Here is a 15,162-nt window from a genome sequence, read left to right on the forward strand (position 1 = left end):
TTTCGGTACTTGCAGAATCAGGGCTGGCAGAATCGGGGCTCACAGAATCAGGGCTCACAGGATCCAGCTCATCGGCACGATCAACGCGATGGCGATGACCGATGCCACCGAGACGCCCACCGAGCACGTCTTGAGTGTGCCCCGGGTCGACTGACCCATCAAGGACTGCAGCAGCCAAAAAGTGTTGCTGGTGACATGCACGGCGAACAGTGATCCGGCACCCGCAGCAAGCGCGATGAACACCGGGTCGAGACCGATCAGCGGAGCGACCGGGGCGAGAATGCCGGCCGAGGTGATGGCGGAGATCGTCACCGATCCGACGGCGATGTGCAGCGCGGCAGCAATGACCCACACCATCAGTAGCGGCGCTGCGGTGCTGGCCGTGAAGTACTGGCCGAGGATGTCGCCGAGACCTGCCTCGTTGATGACGGCCGCGAGCGATCCGCCGACACCGGTGAGGATCAGGATCTGACCGCTCTCGGCGAAGCCACGGGCGAGAGCTTTCTCCACCCGAGCCTGACCGACGTGGTAGCGGCCGATGAGGCACGTCCCCACCAAGCCGATGAGGAGCGCGATCACCGGGCTGGCGATGAATTCGACTACGGGAAACGATATTTCGGCGACTTCGAGAACGGCTCCGATCGCGATGAGGACGAGCGCGAGCAACAGCGGCGAGAGCAGCACCAGCAACGACGTCTGCTTCTCGGTGCGCACCTTCTGGGCTACACCACCTCCGGCTTCGAGGTGCTCGTCGTCGGAATCGGCAGGCTCCGGGACCACAGGCTGCTCGACTACGGTGATCTGCTGCTCGTCCTTCTCCTCGTTCCACCATCCGTGTCGGAACACGAACGACATGATGGCGACCGACAGCACGACGACGGGCACGATCAGGATCAGTCCGTAGATCATCATCTTGCCCAGTGGCACCCCGAGCAGTCCGGCCAGTGCGAGCGTCGCGACACCGGGGACCATGAACACGATGCCGCATTCGAGCGCGATCGCCAGCGCCGTGGCCATCCGTGCGGTGCCGTACTTGCCGATCTTGGGCGCGAGGTTGCGCGCGAGCGGAGCGGAGATCACCAACAGCACGTCGAGGAAGATGGACTGCAGCAGAGTCGCGATGGTCAGCGACAGTGCGTACGGGAGCCGTTTGGGACCGAACGTTCTGAGCAACGTGCCGACCAGACGCTGAATGGCATTCATCTCCTGCAGCACCGAGCCCATCAGAACACCGAACGCGATGAGCAGGCCGACCTCGGCCATGATCTCGCCGAATCCGCCGGTGATCGTATCGACGGTGGTCGAAACTCCCAGCTTCGTCGCCAGTCCCAGGTACGCGGCCCCGAGCACCAACGAGATCACCGGGTTGAAGTGAAAACGAACGATGAAGACCACCACCGCCAGCACGGCGACGACGGTGTTGATCACGATCCACATGTCGGACATCGGCAATTCTTTCCGATCGAGAGTGACCGACGCCATCGCGTGCGGCTCGGTGTGATCCGTCACACCAGTACCCACATTATGGGCATAGATTTGCTTCGTGAGCAAGACAGGCAGGGAGGAACCCCGACAGCCGAGGGAAGACGAGGTCAGATCGGCTGAGCGCGCCTGACCGACAGGGCAGCGCGGGACGCGTCGAGTTCGACGGGCGAGCGGACCATGAGTTCCCCGACCCGCAGGATTCCGTCGGACAGTGGTTCGACCCGCAGTCCGCCGCGACCGATCAGGGCCTTGCGTGCGCCGTCGACCACCATGCTGTCCATCCACGCGCACGGATGAGCCGGTCGGCCACCACGGAATCGAATCCAGCCGTCGCCCGAGTCGAGCTCGAATTCCAGACCTCGCAGCGGGTCGAGTTCGAGACCGCGCACCACCACGTTGCGCCTGGCCACAGCCGGATCGGGCACATCGACGCCGAGCACATCTCCTACCGCCTCCCATGCCTCCACGGCAAGAAAGCTCACCGCCGCTTCCGTGTGCGCCTTCACCCCGAAGAAGCGATCTCCACGGATGCCTTTGTGTGCCGCGATCTCGACGCTGGTCGGCAGGTCCGTCGCCACGTCGGCAGGGCCGTCCTTGGATCTACCGAAGTAGGCGTGGGTGGGCGAGCGCAGCAGCTGCACGATCTCGGCGCGATACTCGAAAGGCATGCACTCGAGTCTGCCCGGTGCAGATCTCCACCAGTTCTTACCCACGGGTAAGGACCCATCAGTACACTCGCGACATGGCTGTGACGACACGCGTGACCACCTCCGACGGCATCATCGAGGGGAAGCCGGTGGGTGACCTGACCACCTGGCGCGGCATTCCCTACGCCGCCCCGCCCGTCGGACCGCTTCGTTTCCGAGCGCCCCAACCCACCGAACCGTGGTCGGGCGTGCGCGACGCCACCGAGTGGGGCAACGCCTCCGTTCAGCACAAGCGCGGCACGATGCTCGCGGTCGGTAAGTACCAGCCGTCGAGCGAGGACTGCCTGACGCTCAACGTGCTGGCCCCGAGCGCACCGAGCACGAACCCGCGTCCGGTGATGGTGTTCATCCACGGCGGCGCGTACACGCTCGGCACCTCGGCGACCCCGCTGTACGGCGGCGGTTCCCTGGTGCGCCGCTCGCTGCAGGACGGCGACGGCATCATCTACGTATCGGTCAACTACCGACTCGGCGCACTGGGCTACCTCGACATGTCCCAGTTCTCCACTCCCGAGCGGCCGTTCGACTCCAACCTGGGGTTGCGAGATCAGGTTGCGGCCCTGGAATGGGTACAGCGCAACATCGCGAACTTCGGTGGCGATCCGAACAACGTCACCATCTTCGGCGAATCCGCAGGCGGCAATGCCGTCACCACTCTCATGACGGTTCCCTCCGCGAAAGGCCTTTTCGCCCAGGCGATTTCCGAGAGTTCCGCGCCTGGCATGACCGCAACCAAGGAGCGCGCCGATCAATGGGCGCGCGAGTACGTGGGCTACCTCGGCGGAACCGCGGAGAACGCAGCCGAGACCCTCGAGAACGCCGAGGTACTTCGACTCGGACGGGCCGGCACCAAGCTCGGCCTCACCACCCTGCACCGCACTCCCGGACTGCTCCCGTTCGGCCCGGTGATCGACGGCGACTTCCTCCCGGTCAGCCCGGTCGAGGCCTACGCGAACGGCACCGCGCACCGCGTCCCGCTGATCATCGGCACCAATGCCCGTGAGGGAACACTGTTTCCGAAGTTCCTCGACGCGCTGCCCACCAACCCCGAGCGCATCACCAAGCTCTTCTCACTCACCGATCCCGACGCCGAAGCCGTGGTCACTTCAGGCTACCGGGGCTACCCCAGTGAGCGGGCAGCCATCGACTTCGGCGGAGACTTCACCTTCTGGAAGCCGTCTCTCGAAGTGGCCGAAGGGCATTCGCGTCATGCGCCCACGTACTTCTACCGTTTCGACTTCGCTCCACGGTCGCTGAAGGTGCTCGGCTTCGACGCCACCCACGGCTTCGAACTGTTCGCCGTATTCGGCATCAACGCGACCCTCTTCGGCAAGGCGCTCACACTGACCGGCGGACGGAAGGCATTCGCTGAGGTCACCGAACAGGTGCAGTCCAACTGGATTGCGTTCGCCACCAACGGAAAACCGTTGGACTCGTGGCCGGCGTACGACGAGGATTCGCGTCGAACATTGATCTTCGACACCCGCACCCGGGTACAGAAGGACCCGCGCAGCGACCGGCGCAAGGCGTGGGAAGGCTACCGAGGCTACGACAGCCAGAAGCTCGAACCCGTCACTTGAGCAGTCGCGACATGCGACGGTCGGCGAGAATCTTGCCGGCCGTCTGGCACGTCGAGCAGTACTGAAAAGAGCGATCGACGTAGGCGACTTCGCGTACCGGGTCGCCGCACACCGGGCACGGAAGTCCGGTTCTGGCGTGCACTCGCATCCCCGATCGCTTCTCCCCCTTCAGACGCGCCGCATCCTGCCCGGCCGAGCGATCCACCGCGTCGGACAGGACCGAACGCATCGCCGCGTAGAGCGCGCCGACGGATTCGGGATCGAGCTTGCTCGACGACGCGAAGGGCGAGAGCTTTGCGACGTGCAGTATCTCGCCCGAGTAGGCATTGCCGATGCCGGCCAACAGCGACTGATCCACCAACGAGGTCTTCAGTCGCGCAGTGGTGCCAGCGAGGATCTCGGCGAATTCGAGTTCGGTTACCGTCAGGGCGTCGGGCCCGAGCCGGGCGATACTCGCGACCTGTTGCGGGTCTCGCACCACCCATACCGCCAGCCGCTTCTTGGTGCCCGCTTCGGTCAGATCGATGGCGGGCGTCGCTCCCTCGGGGGTGAAGAAGTGGATCCGCAGTGCCAGGGGCCCTTTGCCCGGCTTGGGCGGTGCGACGCTGGGGTTGTCCACCCACCGCAACCATCCGCCGCGGGAGAGATGGGTGATCAGCCAGAGGTCACCGGCGCGGAGTGCCAAATGCTTGCCGAAGCGGGCGGCATCGGTGACGTCCTTGCCCTGCAGCTCGGTGATCGGCGGATCGAACGTCTTGAGAACGCTCAGTGCAGCGATGTCGATGCGACCGATCACCGCACCGACGGCATGCTCGCGCAGAAAGCCGGCAAGGGCTTCCACCTCGGGTAATTCCGGCATGTGTCCAGTATGCAGCTACGATGACCGTCGTGATGGTTCCGACTCCGTACGAAGATCTGCTGCGCCACATCCTCGATACCGGGACGGCGAAATCCGACCGAACCGGAACCGGCACCACCAGCGTGTTCGGACATCAGATGCGCTTCGACCTGGCCGCGGGCTTCCCGTTGATCACCACCAAGAAGGTCCACCTGAAGTCGATCGTCTACGAGTTGCTGTGGTTCCTGCGCGGGGATTCGAACGCCACGTGGCTGCAGGAGCACGGCGTGAGCATCTGGGACGAGTGGGCTGCTCCGGACGGCGAGCTCGGTCCCGTCTACGGCGTGCAGTGGCGGTCGTGGCCCACCCCGTCGGGCGAGCACATCGACCAGATCAGCCAGGTCATCGAGACCCTGAAGACCGATCCGGATTCGCGGCGGATGATCGTCTCGGCCTGGAACGTCGGCGAGATCCCGCGGATGGCGTTGCCGCCGTGCCACGCGTTCTTCCAGTTCTACGTGGCCGACGGCAAGCTCTCGTGCCAGCTCTACCAGCGCAGTGCAGACATGTTTCTCGGTGTGCCGTTCAACATCGCCAGCTACGCGCTGCTCACGCACATGGTGGCGGCGCAGACCGGCCTCGAGGTCGGCGAGTTCGTCTGGACCGGCGGCGATTGCCACATCTACGACAACCACCGCGATCAGGTCACCGAGCAGCTCTCGCGCGAGGCGTACCCCTACCCCACTCTGAAACTGGCGCAACAAGATTCGATCTTCGACTACACCTACGAGGACATCGAGATCGTGGACTACCAGCACCACCCGGCGATCAAGGCCCCGGTAGCGGTGTGAGTGCACCCCACTTCGTCGGTCTGATCTGGGCCCAGACCACCGCGGGCGTCATCGGGGACGCCGGGTCCATCCCATGGCACATCCCCGAGGACATGGCGCACTTCAAGTCGAAGACGGCCGAGCATCCGGTGATCATGGGCCGTAAGACCTGGGACTCACTGCCTGCAAAGTTCCGTCCGCTGCCGGGCCGTCGCAACATCGTGGTCACCCGCAACTCCTCGTGGACCGCCGACGGTGCCGAGAACGCACCGAGTGTTTCCGACGCCGTGGCTCTGGTGGGCGAGAGCGCGGTGTGGATCATGGGGGGCGGCGAAATCTATCGCAGTGCAATGGATATCGCGACCCACCTGGAGGTGACGGAGGTCGATCTCGACGTCGAGGGCGATACGAGGGCTCCCGAGATTCCCGACGGCTGGGTCGGGACGGCAGGCGAGTGGCAGAGCAGCCGGGTCGGCGGGACCCGATTCCGCTGGGTCGAGTACGGAAAGCCTACCCAACCTTCTTGAGCGCGTTCAGGATTCCCCCGTCGCGACTGCGAGCGGTGCGTCATACTGACGATCATGGACAAGAAGTCACTCACCGCCCTTGCCCGCCAACAGCTCAAGCTTGCAGTCGGCGCGTCGAGTGGCCGCAGTTCGCAGACGGTGTACGGCGGTCACCGACGCCACCTGCGACAGACGGTCGTGGCACTGGCCGCAGGCAACAAGCTGGCCGAACACGACCTCTCCGGAGAGTCGACCGTCCTGGTGCTCAGCGGCAAGCTCGAACTGATCTCCGGTGAGCGCTCCTGGAAGGGCTCGACCGGCGACCTTCTCGTCATCCCCGACGCCCGCCACAGCGTCGAGGCCCTCGAAGACGTGAGCTTCCTGCTGACCGTCGCTATGTGAGCGCTTTCCGCACGACCAGCACCGGGCAGTCCGCGGTGTTGACGAGCGCGAAACTCGTGGAGCCCAAGAGCATTCCACCGAATCCGCCGCGCCCCCGGTTGCCCACCACGATCAACGCTGCGGTTTCGGACAATCCACTCAGAACCCGTACCGGACGGTCCTGAGCGACGACGCGCTGCACTTCGACGTCGGGGAACCTCTCCTGCCAACCGGCGAGGCTCTCTGCCAGCAGAGCCTCCTCACCGTCTGCGATGGCCTGCCAGTCCTTGGGCGCACGGCCGAACGACTGGGTCAGATCGACATCGGACCACACGTGCACCGCGATCAACACGGCGTCACGGGCCGATGCTTCGACGAACGCCCACTCGACCGCGGCCTGGTTGACGTCCGAGCCGTCGATACCGACGACGACCGGCCCTTCGGCGACCGGGCGACCGTCGATGTCACGGCCTCTCACCACCGCGACCGGAGAGACGCTGTGCGCAGCCAACGAGAGTGTGACAGCGCCGGTTTCGCTGGCCCCGATCACCAGGATCTCGGCCTGCGCGGAGACGCCGATGAGAACGTCCATCACACCGCCCTCGACGGCACTCGAGGTCACCTCGAAGGCGGGATCGTCGACGACCAGGGCCGCCAGAGTTTCGGCCGCCACCAATCTGGATTTGGCCGTGGCCACGAATTCGGTTGCTTCGCCCGCGAATTCGCTCAGGTCGACCACCCCTGGCATGTCGACGGCAGTCACGATGTGCAATCGCCGATCGCGTCGGTGAGCACAAAGCGCCGCCCAGATCACGGCCTTGTCCGCTGCGGCGGATCCGTCGATGCCGACGATGATCGGTCGAGAGCCTGTCACGTTTCGGGCCTCCGGTCGTTGCGCGAGAACCAGGCCTCGGGCGTATGACGAATAGGAGTTCAGGCTAGTCGATGGGTCCCGCCGAAGCGCCTCTTCGATTCGAATCGAACCGAAGAGGCGCCGGTCCCACGGACCCCCCGGGGTATGTGGTGTCAGCTGGCGCGCAAGGCGTTTGCGTACTCCTGGCTTCGCGTGCGGCTGAGCTCGGTAGCGGTGTCCTGGGCGTCGAGATGATCGAGATAGTCGGCCAGTTGGTCGCGGCTGCGGGCTCCGGCACCGAGGTCGGTGCGCTCGAAGATGCGCCACTGCGCCAACAGGGGACGCAGGACCTCATCGAGGTGGCGACGTAGATCGTAGATTCCGTCCCGCGAGATGAGCATCGCGCTGCGCCCGAACCCCGGGAGGTTGCTGCCCGGCAGCTGGAAGTTCATGACGACCTCGGTGATCGCCGTGACGGTGAGCGCCGGTGCAACCTCCAGCGCCGCGACGACCAGGTCGGAGAAGAAGCGGACGTGCAGGTCCTGATCGGCGACGATGCGTCCGAGCAGGCGATCGGCGACCGGATCGTGGCACTGAACGGCGGTGTTGCGGTGGCAGATACTCGAGACCGACTCGTCGAGGGCGACCTGAGCCAGCGACCTGAGCAGGTGCGCTCCGTTCATCGGGGCGTCGAAACCCACCGTCATGCACTGCGCTCGGGCGCGACCGAGGGCGATCGGATCGACGCTGCGGGTGGCCACCAGGTAGTCGGTGACAGCCGCTGCGTGCCGGGTTCGTTCGGCGCTCCACTCGGTGAGCCACGACGGCCAGACCCCGATCTCGGAGATGGCAGTATCCCGCCGGTACAGCGGAATGTTCTGTTCGACAAGCAGAGTGGTCACCAATGCTGCTTTGGCGGCTTCGGTCAGGGTCGAGGGACGCGAACCCCAGTACATCTCGGCCCGAACGAAGTCGGCCGGTTCCCACTGCACGGCGTCGGCGCGGTGGCGAACGAGATTCGCCTCGATGGTCGGCAACAGCTCTCGCAGAACCGCGAACTGCCCGATATCACTGCGCATGCCCGCCCCTTCGACGCCCGTCCACCCACTCCGACCGAGATCAACGTAGATCCGCCGTCCTCCCGCCGTGAACCGCTTGACGATTGTTTAGGGCAAGTCGCAAGCGCTCGGGGCGCGCGCTCGAGATAGGTCACAACGAGTTTTGCCGAAATGGTGGATCACGCGTTGATAACAACCTATGATCGACCCTGTTAGAGGCCAGGAAACAAACTTGAAGTACGAAAACGCCGCGGTTTCGTCGGGGATTGCATACATTGAGCCGTGGAAGCGCATGGATACGCGCAAGTAAGTTTGCTCTCCGAAGACCTGAAGAACCCAACACGAAGGGTTGATCTGTGACCGTTCACAACTCGACTAGCCTCGGAATCATGGTCGCGGGTCAGCCTGCGTCGGCTCCTCTTCGCGACTTCCGCGCGGTGGCGCGGCTCCTCGTGGGGCACTTCGCCGCCAACACCCCGTGCGGGTCGTTGCCGGGCGAACAACTCCACGGCGACGTCACCGAATTCACCGTCAAGTGCATCAGTATCGCCGTGCAGATGCTCGACGAACGGCGTGCTCCGGCCGAGTCCGACCTGGCCGAACTTCGCGCCAAGGCCAGCCAGTGGGCCCGCGAGGGTGTGCCCCTCGAGTCCGTCCTCAGCGTCTACCACGAGGGCATCCAGATCGGCTGGAATCTCGTGTCCAAGAGGGCAGGCGAGGGCGACGCCGCTCAACTGATCGAGGCCGCGCGGATGTTCGTGCTGCTGTCGGAGAAGGTCTCCATCGCAGCCAGCAAGAGCTACGTCGAGGAACTCCAATCGGTGGCCAGTGAGCACCACACGGCAGCGCACACCCTGGTGACCTCACTGCTCAGTGGACACAACGCGGTGTCGATGGCCCGTCAGTCCGGCATCGAACTCGCCGACAGCTACCTCGTGCTCGCCATCTCGGTGCCGCCGCACCCGGACGAGAACGACCCCAACATCCAGAAGACCGTCGCCGCCCGCAGAAAGCTGCGCCGCGTCCAGGCCGAGCTGGCCACGATCTGCGGACGCACTCCCCTGTCTCTGCTCAGCACCGAGGGTGGCACCGTGCTCATTCCCGGCACCCACGACGACGAATGGGTCGAGGCCCTGGTGCATCGCATCGGGACCGCCGCCGAGGTTCCCGTCACCGTCACCGCCGAGCAGGCCGCTACTTCCGATATCCCCACCGCAGCCGATCAGGTACACGAACTGCTGTCGTTGGCGCACCAGTTGCACCGCCCGTCCGGCCTGTACCGCATGGACGACCTGGTGCTCGAGTACCAGCTCACGCGCCCCGGCCCAGGCCGTCGCCACCTGACCCAGATCCTCGAGCCACTCGACTCGTCACCGGAGCTGCTCGAGACCCTCGAGATCCACATCTCGCACGATCTGAACCGTCAGCGGTCCGCTCGCCAGCTCCATCTGCACACCAACACGGTCGATTACCGCCTCAAGCGGATCGCCCAGCTCACCGGGTTCGACCCCACCCGTCCCTCGGGAATCCGACACCTGCAGGCCGCTCTGGTGGCCCGACGGCTCGAATCCTCGCGCGGCGCAGCGTGATCTGAGAACTCCGACCGGTTTCTCGACCCGACGGCAGGTAGCGTCGGAAGTATTCGAGGAGCAGGGGATCGTTGCATGGCGAAGTTGAAGCTCGAGCTGTCCGGTGTGGTCAAGGAGTACCCCACCGGCGAGCAACCGGTACGCGCGTTGGACGGTATCGATCTCACGATCGAGGGTGGCCAGTTCGTCTCGCTCGTCGCGCCGTCCGGTGCTGGTAAGTCGACGCTGCTGCACATGCTCGGCGCACTCGACACGCCCACGTCGGGTTCCATCCGGTTCGACGACGTCGAGGTCACCACCCTCGACGACAACGCCCAATCCGATTTCCGACGCCACCAAGTGGGGTTCGTCTTCCAGTTCTTCAACCTGCTGCCGACGATGTCCGCGTGGGAGAACGTCGCCGTTCCCAAGCTGCTCGACGGCACCCCTATCAAGAAGGCCAAGTCCGACGCGATGCGTCTGCTCGACATGGTCGGACTCTCGAACCGATCCGAGCACCGTCCGGCACAGTTGTCCGGCGGTCAGATCCAGCGCATCGCGATCGCCCGGGCATTGATGATGGATCCGGCGCTGCTGATCGCCGACGAACCGACCGGCAATCTCGATTCGAAGACCTCCCACAACGTCCTCGAGATCCTCGCCGACGTGGCGCACGCCAGCGACGGGCGTCGAGCAGTGGTGATGGCGACCCACGACCTCGAGGCGGCACGGTCCACCGACCGCATCGTCAGCATGATCGACGGTCGCGTCGAGACCGACACCCCGACGGCCGGCCTCAATCGGTGATAGGTACCGCGCTCAGCAGATTTCGAGTCATCAGCCTCCGCGACCTCCGCATGCACTGGGTGCGTTCGCTGGTCTCGGCCGGTGTCGTCGCCGTCGCGGCCGGGTTGCTCATCGCCGTCCTCGGCACCTACGGATCCTTGACCGGATCCGTCGAGCGTCTCGCGGTGTCGATCGCAGGAAACGCGAACTACGAGGTCGTCGGTGTCACCGACTCGGGCTTCGATCAGAGCGAACTCGACGCCGTCCGTGCTGTTCCCGCCGTCGAGACAGCGGTCCCACTGCTGCGCAGCACCGTTCGGTCCGACGTCGGTGACCTGACGATTCTCGGCGTCGACTCGTCCATCACGGCACTGCAATCCGATCTGGAAGGCGCAGTAGGAAACGCGGCCGGGTTGCTCACCGACCCGGCCGGTGTACTGGTCGGAGCCGCAACGGGTCTGACGCAGGGCGACACCGTCACCATCGACGATGTCCCGACGGCGGTGGTCGGCGTGGTCGACGGCCCTGGTACGCAACGCATCGGCGGGGGCATGTTCGCCGTCGCGCTCATCCCGACGGCTCAGACGCTCACCGACCGCGCCGATCAGCTCGATTCGATCTTCGTGCTCGGTAGCGGCGAAACCCTGCGCACCGACCTGGACGCCGCATTGGCGGGCCGGGTGTCGGTGATGAATCCGGACTTCCGGGCCGACCGCGCGAACCAGGCCATGAGCCTGACTCGCAATGCGACACTGATGGTCTCGCTCATCGCGTTCGTCGTCGCGGCGTTCCTCGTCTTCAACGTCATGAACATGGCCATCGCGAAGCGTCGACCCACCATCTCTCTGCTCCGGGCAGTCGGTGGCCGCCGCGGCGATATCGTCCGCGACCTGTTGTTCGAGTCCGTACTGGTCGGTCTCGTCGGCGGTGCCGTCGGAGTCCCGCTGGGAATCGCCATGGGCCGCATCGCGATCGAGAGTCTGCCGCCGTTCCTGTCCCAAGCGTTCGATGCGCGGATCGAATACGTGCTGCCCGGCTTCGCGATTCCGGTGGCGATCGTCGCATGCGTGCTGGCCTGTGTCGGGGCCTCGGCCGTCGCTGCCGTGCAGGTGTACCGCATCTCGCCGATCGAGGCGCTCGCAGTCGGCGGCGGAGAGACTTCGGGTGGTCCCGGTCTGCGGTTCACCCTGGCCGCGACCGTGTTCGGCGTGCTCGCCGTCGCCGGATCCTTCCTGTTCGCCGTCAACGTCGACGGGCAGTTGACCCTCGGGGCCGGTGCGCTGTTCATGTTCGGCGTCGTCGCGCTGTGCGTCGGCGCGACGGGGCCGATCGTGTCGATCACCGCAGCGGTCCCCCGGCGCTGGGGTGGTGCCGGACGCCTCGCGACCGCCACCATCGAGCGCGCCCCGCGGCGCATCTGGGCGACCGTGATGACGATCGTGATCGCGGTGGGAGTCAGTGTGGGAGTGTCGGGTTCGCTGACCAACATGACGGACTCGGCAGCCGAATCGTTGTCGTCGTTGGCCGATACCGACCTGTACGTGTCGATGACCTCGCCCGACGCCATCCCGTCGGGCCCGATCGTTCCCGCCGAGGTGGAAGATGCCGTCGCATCGACGCCCGGTGTGTCTCGCGTCGTCGAGGGGCAGTGGGCATACGCCACGATCGACGGCGAGACGGTCTCCATCCAGGGCGTCGCCGAGGGCAGCAATGCGGTGACGCTCACCTCGCTCACCGAAGACGTGCGTTCCCAGGTGCTCGCCGGTGACGGGGTGGTGCTGTCCCGGGGGTTCGGCAGAACGCTGGGTGTCTCGGTGGGCGACTCCATCGATCTGCCGACGCCGACCGGTGTGCAGACCGTGCGGGTGCTGGATCTGGTCGACTACATCAACGCCGCGGGCGGCACGATGGCGATCTCGCTGGATTCGATGCAGCGGTGGTACGACCGGCCCGGGGCGACCTACCTGGAGATCGGTGTCGACGGAGACGTTGCCGCCGTGCAGGATTCACTGCGTTCGGCGCTACCGCCCGAGGCCTTCGTCTACACCGGCGCTGCCGCTCTGGAGGGCACCAGTGCCGCTATTCGACAATCCGGTGCGTTGGCCATCGCGTTGCAGTGGATCGTCGCGCTCGTCGCTGCGGTCGCCTTGCTCAACACCTTGACACTGTCGGTGCTCGAGCGTCGACGCGAACTGGGGGTGCTGCGCGCGATGGGCGGCGGCCGAGGAACCCTGGCGCGAATGGTGCTCGCCGAGGCACTTTCGGTCGGCATCGTCGGTGGCGTCCTCGGCCTCATTATCGGTGCGGGTCTGCAATACCTGAGCACCCTGATCCTGGGAGCCAGCATCGGCATTCCAGTCGCCTACACCGCGAGTTGGTCGGTGCTGCTGTACGGCCTCGTCGCCCTCGGCCTGTCGCTGTTGGGTTCGGCTCCGCCTGCCGTGCACGCCTCTCGACTGAACATCGTGGACGCTATCGCGGCGGACTAGGTGGTGGGGATCGGTGTTGGACTCCGGCTGCGGGGTCTCGGGATCCGGCTAGGGATCCGCAAACGCGCGCGCGTTCGTCAGGTGCGAGCGGAATAGACAGCCCGTGGCTGGCGACTCTGCGCGCGTCTCGCGAATGCGCGCGCGTTTGTGGGAGGAGGGCGGCTACATTCGACGCCTTCGCACGCGATATCCGATGCTTCGTCGGCATCGAATCGATCGCCGATTACACCGCCCACCAGCATCGCACCGCCCTGAACCTGATCGCATCACTGACCTGGACGGTGACGAACGGCAGCAACCTGCTTCACGATCGCCACGATGGGCCGCTAGACTAGCGAGCGCGATGTGGGCCAGCTGTGCACCGTGACAGCAAACTCATCCGCAACCGATCGTTCGAGGGATCGAAAGCCGTTGCTGGACAAGGGCTTCGGATCAGCACAACGATCACCAGCCTTCGTAGCTCAGGGGATAGAGCAACCCTCTCCTAAAGGGTAGGTCGCAGGTTCGAATCCTGCCGAGGGCACCACGAGCCGTCACCACGCTTCACCCTCCCTCAATTGCTTGCGACTGTTGCGCTACGAAGAAATCCCCCGTACTATCGAACATGCATTCGAGTACTGGGGAGGAACTCGTGGTCACAGCCGTACAAGATTCGCCATTGACGTCCGATGAAGTGCTGCGCTTCGTTGCGCGCCTTCAGTCATCGGAGTTCGATATCGACGCAGCAGCGGGCATCGATCTGATCTCGGCACTCGAGACGATCAAGTGCGCCAGCGTGGCAGTTCAAGCCGTGGTGACGGACGCTGTGGCGACGACCATCAGCAATGAACGCCGCGAGCGCGGTAAGCCGAAACCGCAGTGGCGCATCGGTATTGCGTCGCAGATCGGCCTGGCCCGACGCGAATCACCGAACCGCGGCGGCACCCACCTCGGCCTTGCTCGCGCCCTGGTGCACGAAATGCCGCACACCCTCGCGCGCCTGAAAGCTGGCGAACTCAACGAGTGGCGCGCCATGATCCTCGCTCGCGAGACCGCATGCCTCACCGTCGACGACCGCCGCACCATCGACGAACGACTGTGCACAGACCCCGCCACATTGGCCGGTGCCGGCGACCGCACCATCGAAGGCCGGGCCCGTGCACTCGCCAACGAACTCGACGCCGCCTCCCAGGTGAAACGACGCGCCAAGGCCTACGCCGCCCGCCGCACCAGCACCCGCCCCGCACCCGAATCGATGGGCTTCTTCACCGTGCTCACCTCGATGGAGAAGATGGTCTGCATGTGGGCGACACTGCGACGCGACGCCGACACCCTCATCAATGCAGGCGGTGAGACACGAACCCGCGACCAGATCATGGCCGATCTCGTGTTCGAGCGCGTTACCGGCGCAGCCGCCGCACAGGGCCCTCCGGTGACCGTCGACATCGTCATCGCCGATTCAGCCCTCCTCGCCGGCGGTTCCACGTCCGCATACATGCACGGCTACGGCGACATTCCGTCCGACGTCGCACGGCAACTCATCCGAGACACACTCGACAGTGAGACGCACGTCGCATTGCGCCGCCTCTACGCGCATCCGACGTCCGGCGCACTGACGGCAGTGGAGTCCACATCACGCGCATTTCCGACAGCGCTGGGACGCCTCATCGATCTTCGAGATCGCACCTGCCGAACCCCGTGGTGCGACGCGCCGATCCGTCATCACGATCACATCAGACCCCACTCCGCAGGCGGCAGAACGAGCGCCGAGAACGGCGCAGGCCTTTGTGCCGCATGCAATTACGCGAAAGAGGGCGAGGGCTGGACGGCCGAGGCCTTACGAGACAAACGCAACGCGCGACACCGCTACATACTCATCTCACCCACCGGGCACACCTACGACTCGAGTGCGCCACCGATGCCGGTGGTCGAGCTCTACAACTCGACGATCGAGAACGTGACACTCGAAGGACTCTTCGACTTCGACGCCGCGTGATGAGCGACGGCGGGAACAGAGCTGTCCACAACTCGGTTACACTCGTCAACGACGCGCGTAGCTGCACGTCAGACGTCGTGGAATGCTCCCGAACCTCCATGTGCAC

The 15,162-nt window shown here is 65.2% G+C and carries 13 protein-coding genes and 1 tRNA gene; 9 read left to right on the top strand and 5 right to left on the bottom strand.

Annotated features, from left to right (window positions below; genetic code table 11):
- Positions 1-54 precede the first annotated feature (54 nt).
- Together AB0366_RS01905 and AB0366_RS01910 are read right to left on the bottom strand one after the other, a co-directional pair.
- Complete coding sequence (locus AB0366_RS01905; RefSeq protein WP_366242961.1) at positions 55-1,446, bottom strand: SLC13 family permease; 1,392 nt, start codon at positions 1,444-1,446, stop codon at positions 55-57.
- 146 nt (positions 1,447-1,592) lie between these two features.
- A complete protein-coding gene (locus tag AB0366_RS01910) occupies positions 1,593-2,153 on the bottom strand; it encodes a molybdenum cofactor biosysynthesis protein (RefSeq protein WP_366242489.1) in 561 nt (186 codons plus the stop codon).
- Between the two features lie 74 nt (positions 2,154-2,227).
- On the opposite strand from AB0366_RS01910, the gene AB0366_RS01915 reads away from it, so the two are divergent.
- Entirely contained in the window at positions 2,228-3,772 is a 1,545-nt protein-coding gene (locus AB0366_RS01915; protein WP_366242490.1) for a carboxylesterase/lipase family protein, read from the top strand.
- Here the strand turns inward: AB0366_RS01915 and AB0366_RS01920 are convergent.
- Positions 3,765-4,631, bottom strand: coding sequence for a DNA-formamidopyrimidine glycosylase family protein (locus tag AB0366_RS01920; protein ID WP_366242491.1), 867 nt, complete (start codon positions 4,629-4,631; stop codon positions 3,765-3,767). The genes AB0366_RS01915 and AB0366_RS01920 overlap by 8 nt on opposite strands.
- A 29-nt stretch (positions 4,632-4,660) precedes the next feature.
- Here AB0366_RS01920 and AB0366_RS01925 point away from each other — a divergent pair, with 29 nt between their 5' ends.
- Genes AB0366_RS01925 through AB0366_RS01935 form a run of 3 tightly spaced genes read left to right on the top strand, consistent with a single transcriptional unit; the run spans position 4,661 to position 6,348 of the window.
- Complete coding sequence (locus AB0366_RS01925; RefSeq protein ID WP_366242962.1) at positions 4,661-5,461, top strand: thymidylate synthase; 801 nt, start codon at positions 4,661-4,663, stop codon at positions 5,459-5,461.
- Positions 5,458-5,967 (top strand): dihydrofolate reductase, encoded by a 510-nt coding sequence (locus AB0366_RS01930; RefSeq protein WP_366242492.1) that lies wholly within the window; start codon positions 5,458-5,460, stop codon positions 5,965-5,967. Before AB0366_RS01925 ends, AB0366_RS01930 begins: the two co-directional genes overlap by 4 nt.
- 54 nt (positions 5,968-6,021) lie before the next feature.
- Positions 6,022-6,348, top strand: coding sequence for a cupin domain-containing protein (locus tag AB0366_RS01935; RefSeq protein WP_032395790.1), 327 nt, complete (start codon positions 6,022-6,024; stop codon positions 6,346-6,348).
- Here AB0366_RS01935 and AB0366_RS01940 read toward each other — a convergent pair.
- Positions 6,341-7,201: a universal stress protein gene (locus AB0366_RS01940; RefSeq protein WP_366242493.1), complete on the bottom strand. Its 861-nt coding sequence runs from the start codon at positions 7,199-7,201 to the stop codon at positions 6,341-6,343. The genes AB0366_RS01935 and AB0366_RS01940 overlap by 8 nt on opposite strands.
- 152 nt (positions 7,202-7,353) lie before the next feature.
- Positions 7,354-8,259: an acyl-ACP desaturase gene (locus AB0366_RS01945; protein ID WP_366242494.1), complete on the bottom strand. Its 906-nt coding sequence runs from the start codon at positions 8,257-8,259 to the stop codon at positions 7,354-7,356.
- A gap of 368 nt (positions 8,260-8,627) precedes the next feature.
- Here AB0366_RS01945 and AB0366_RS01950 point away from each other — a divergent pair, with 368 nt between their 5' ends.
- The 5 genes from AB0366_RS01950 to AB0366_RS01970 all read left to right on the top strand — a co-directional run bounded on the left by AB0366_RS01950 (position 8,628) and on the right by AB0366_RS01970 (position 15,056).
- Positions 8,628-9,827 carry a helix-turn-helix domain-containing protein gene (locus tag AB0366_RS01950; RefSeq protein ID WP_366242495.1) on the top strand — a complete coding sequence of 400 codons (1,200 nt, stop codon included), beginning with the start codon at positions 8,628-8,630 and terminating at the stop codon, positions 9,825-9,827.
- Positions 9,828-9,911: 84 nt separating this feature from the next.
- The gene (locus tag AB0366_RS01955; RefSeq protein WP_366242963.1) at positions 9,912-10,613 is read left to right on the top strand and encodes an ABC transporter ATP-binding protein; all 702 of its coding nucleotides are present in this window, start codon (positions 9,912-9,914) and stop codon (positions 10,611-10,613) included.
- Positions 10,614-10,663: 50 nt separating this feature from the next.
- Entirely contained in the window at positions 10,664-13,081 is a 2,418-nt protein-coding gene (locus tag AB0366_RS01960) for an FtsX-like permease family protein (RefSeq protein WP_366242496.1), read from the top strand.
- A gap of 450 nt (positions 13,082-13,531) precedes the next feature.
- Positions 13,532-13,607, top strand: a tRNA-Arg gene (locus tag AB0366_RS01965).
- Between the two features lie 105 nt (positions 13,608-13,712).
- A complete protein-coding gene (locus AB0366_RS01970) occupies positions 13,713-15,056 on the top strand; it encodes an HNH endonuclease signature motif containing protein (protein WP_366242497.1) in 1,344 nt (447 codons plus the stop codon).
- Positions 15,057-15,162 lie beyond the last annotated feature (106 nt).

This window comes from Rhodococcus sp. NPDC076796, assembly GCF_040702765.1.
Lineage (GTDB): Bacteria > Actinomycetota > Actinomycetes > Mycobacteriales > Mycobacteriaceae > Rhodococcoides.

Coding starts and splice junctions, on each gene's coding strand:
- AB0366_RS01910 (WP_366242489.1), bottom strand. CDS start 2,153: ATGCCTTTCGAGTATCGCGCCGAGATCGTGCAGCTGCTGCGCTCGCCC.
- AB0366_RS01915 (WP_366242490.1), top strand. CDS start 2,228: ATGGCTGTGACGACACGCGTGACCACCTCCGACGGCATCATCGAGGGG.
- AB0366_RS01950 (WP_366242495.1), top strand. CDS start 8,628: ATGGTCGCGGGTCAGCCTGCGTCGGCTCCTCTTCGCGACTTCCGCGCG.
- AB0366_RS01945 (WP_366242494.1), bottom strand. CDS start 8,259: ATGCGCAGTGATATCGGGCAGTTCGCGGTTCTGCGAGAGCTGTTGCCG.
- AB0366_RS01905 (WP_366242961.1), bottom strand. CDS start 1,446: ATGTCCGACATGTGGATCGTGATCAACACCGTCGTCGCCGTGCTGGCG.
- AB0366_RS01935 (WP_032395790.1), top strand. CDS start 6,022: ATGGACAAGAAGTCACTCACCGCCCTTGCCCGCCAACAGCTCAAGCTT.
- AB0366_RS01960 (WP_366242496.1), top strand. CDS start 10,664: ATGCACTGGGTGCGTTCGCTGGTCTCGGCCGGTGTCGTCGCCGTCGCG.
- AB0366_RS01920 (WP_366242491.1), bottom strand. CDS start 4,631: ATGCCGGAATTACCCGAGGTGGAAGCCCTTGCCGGCTTTCTGCGCGAG.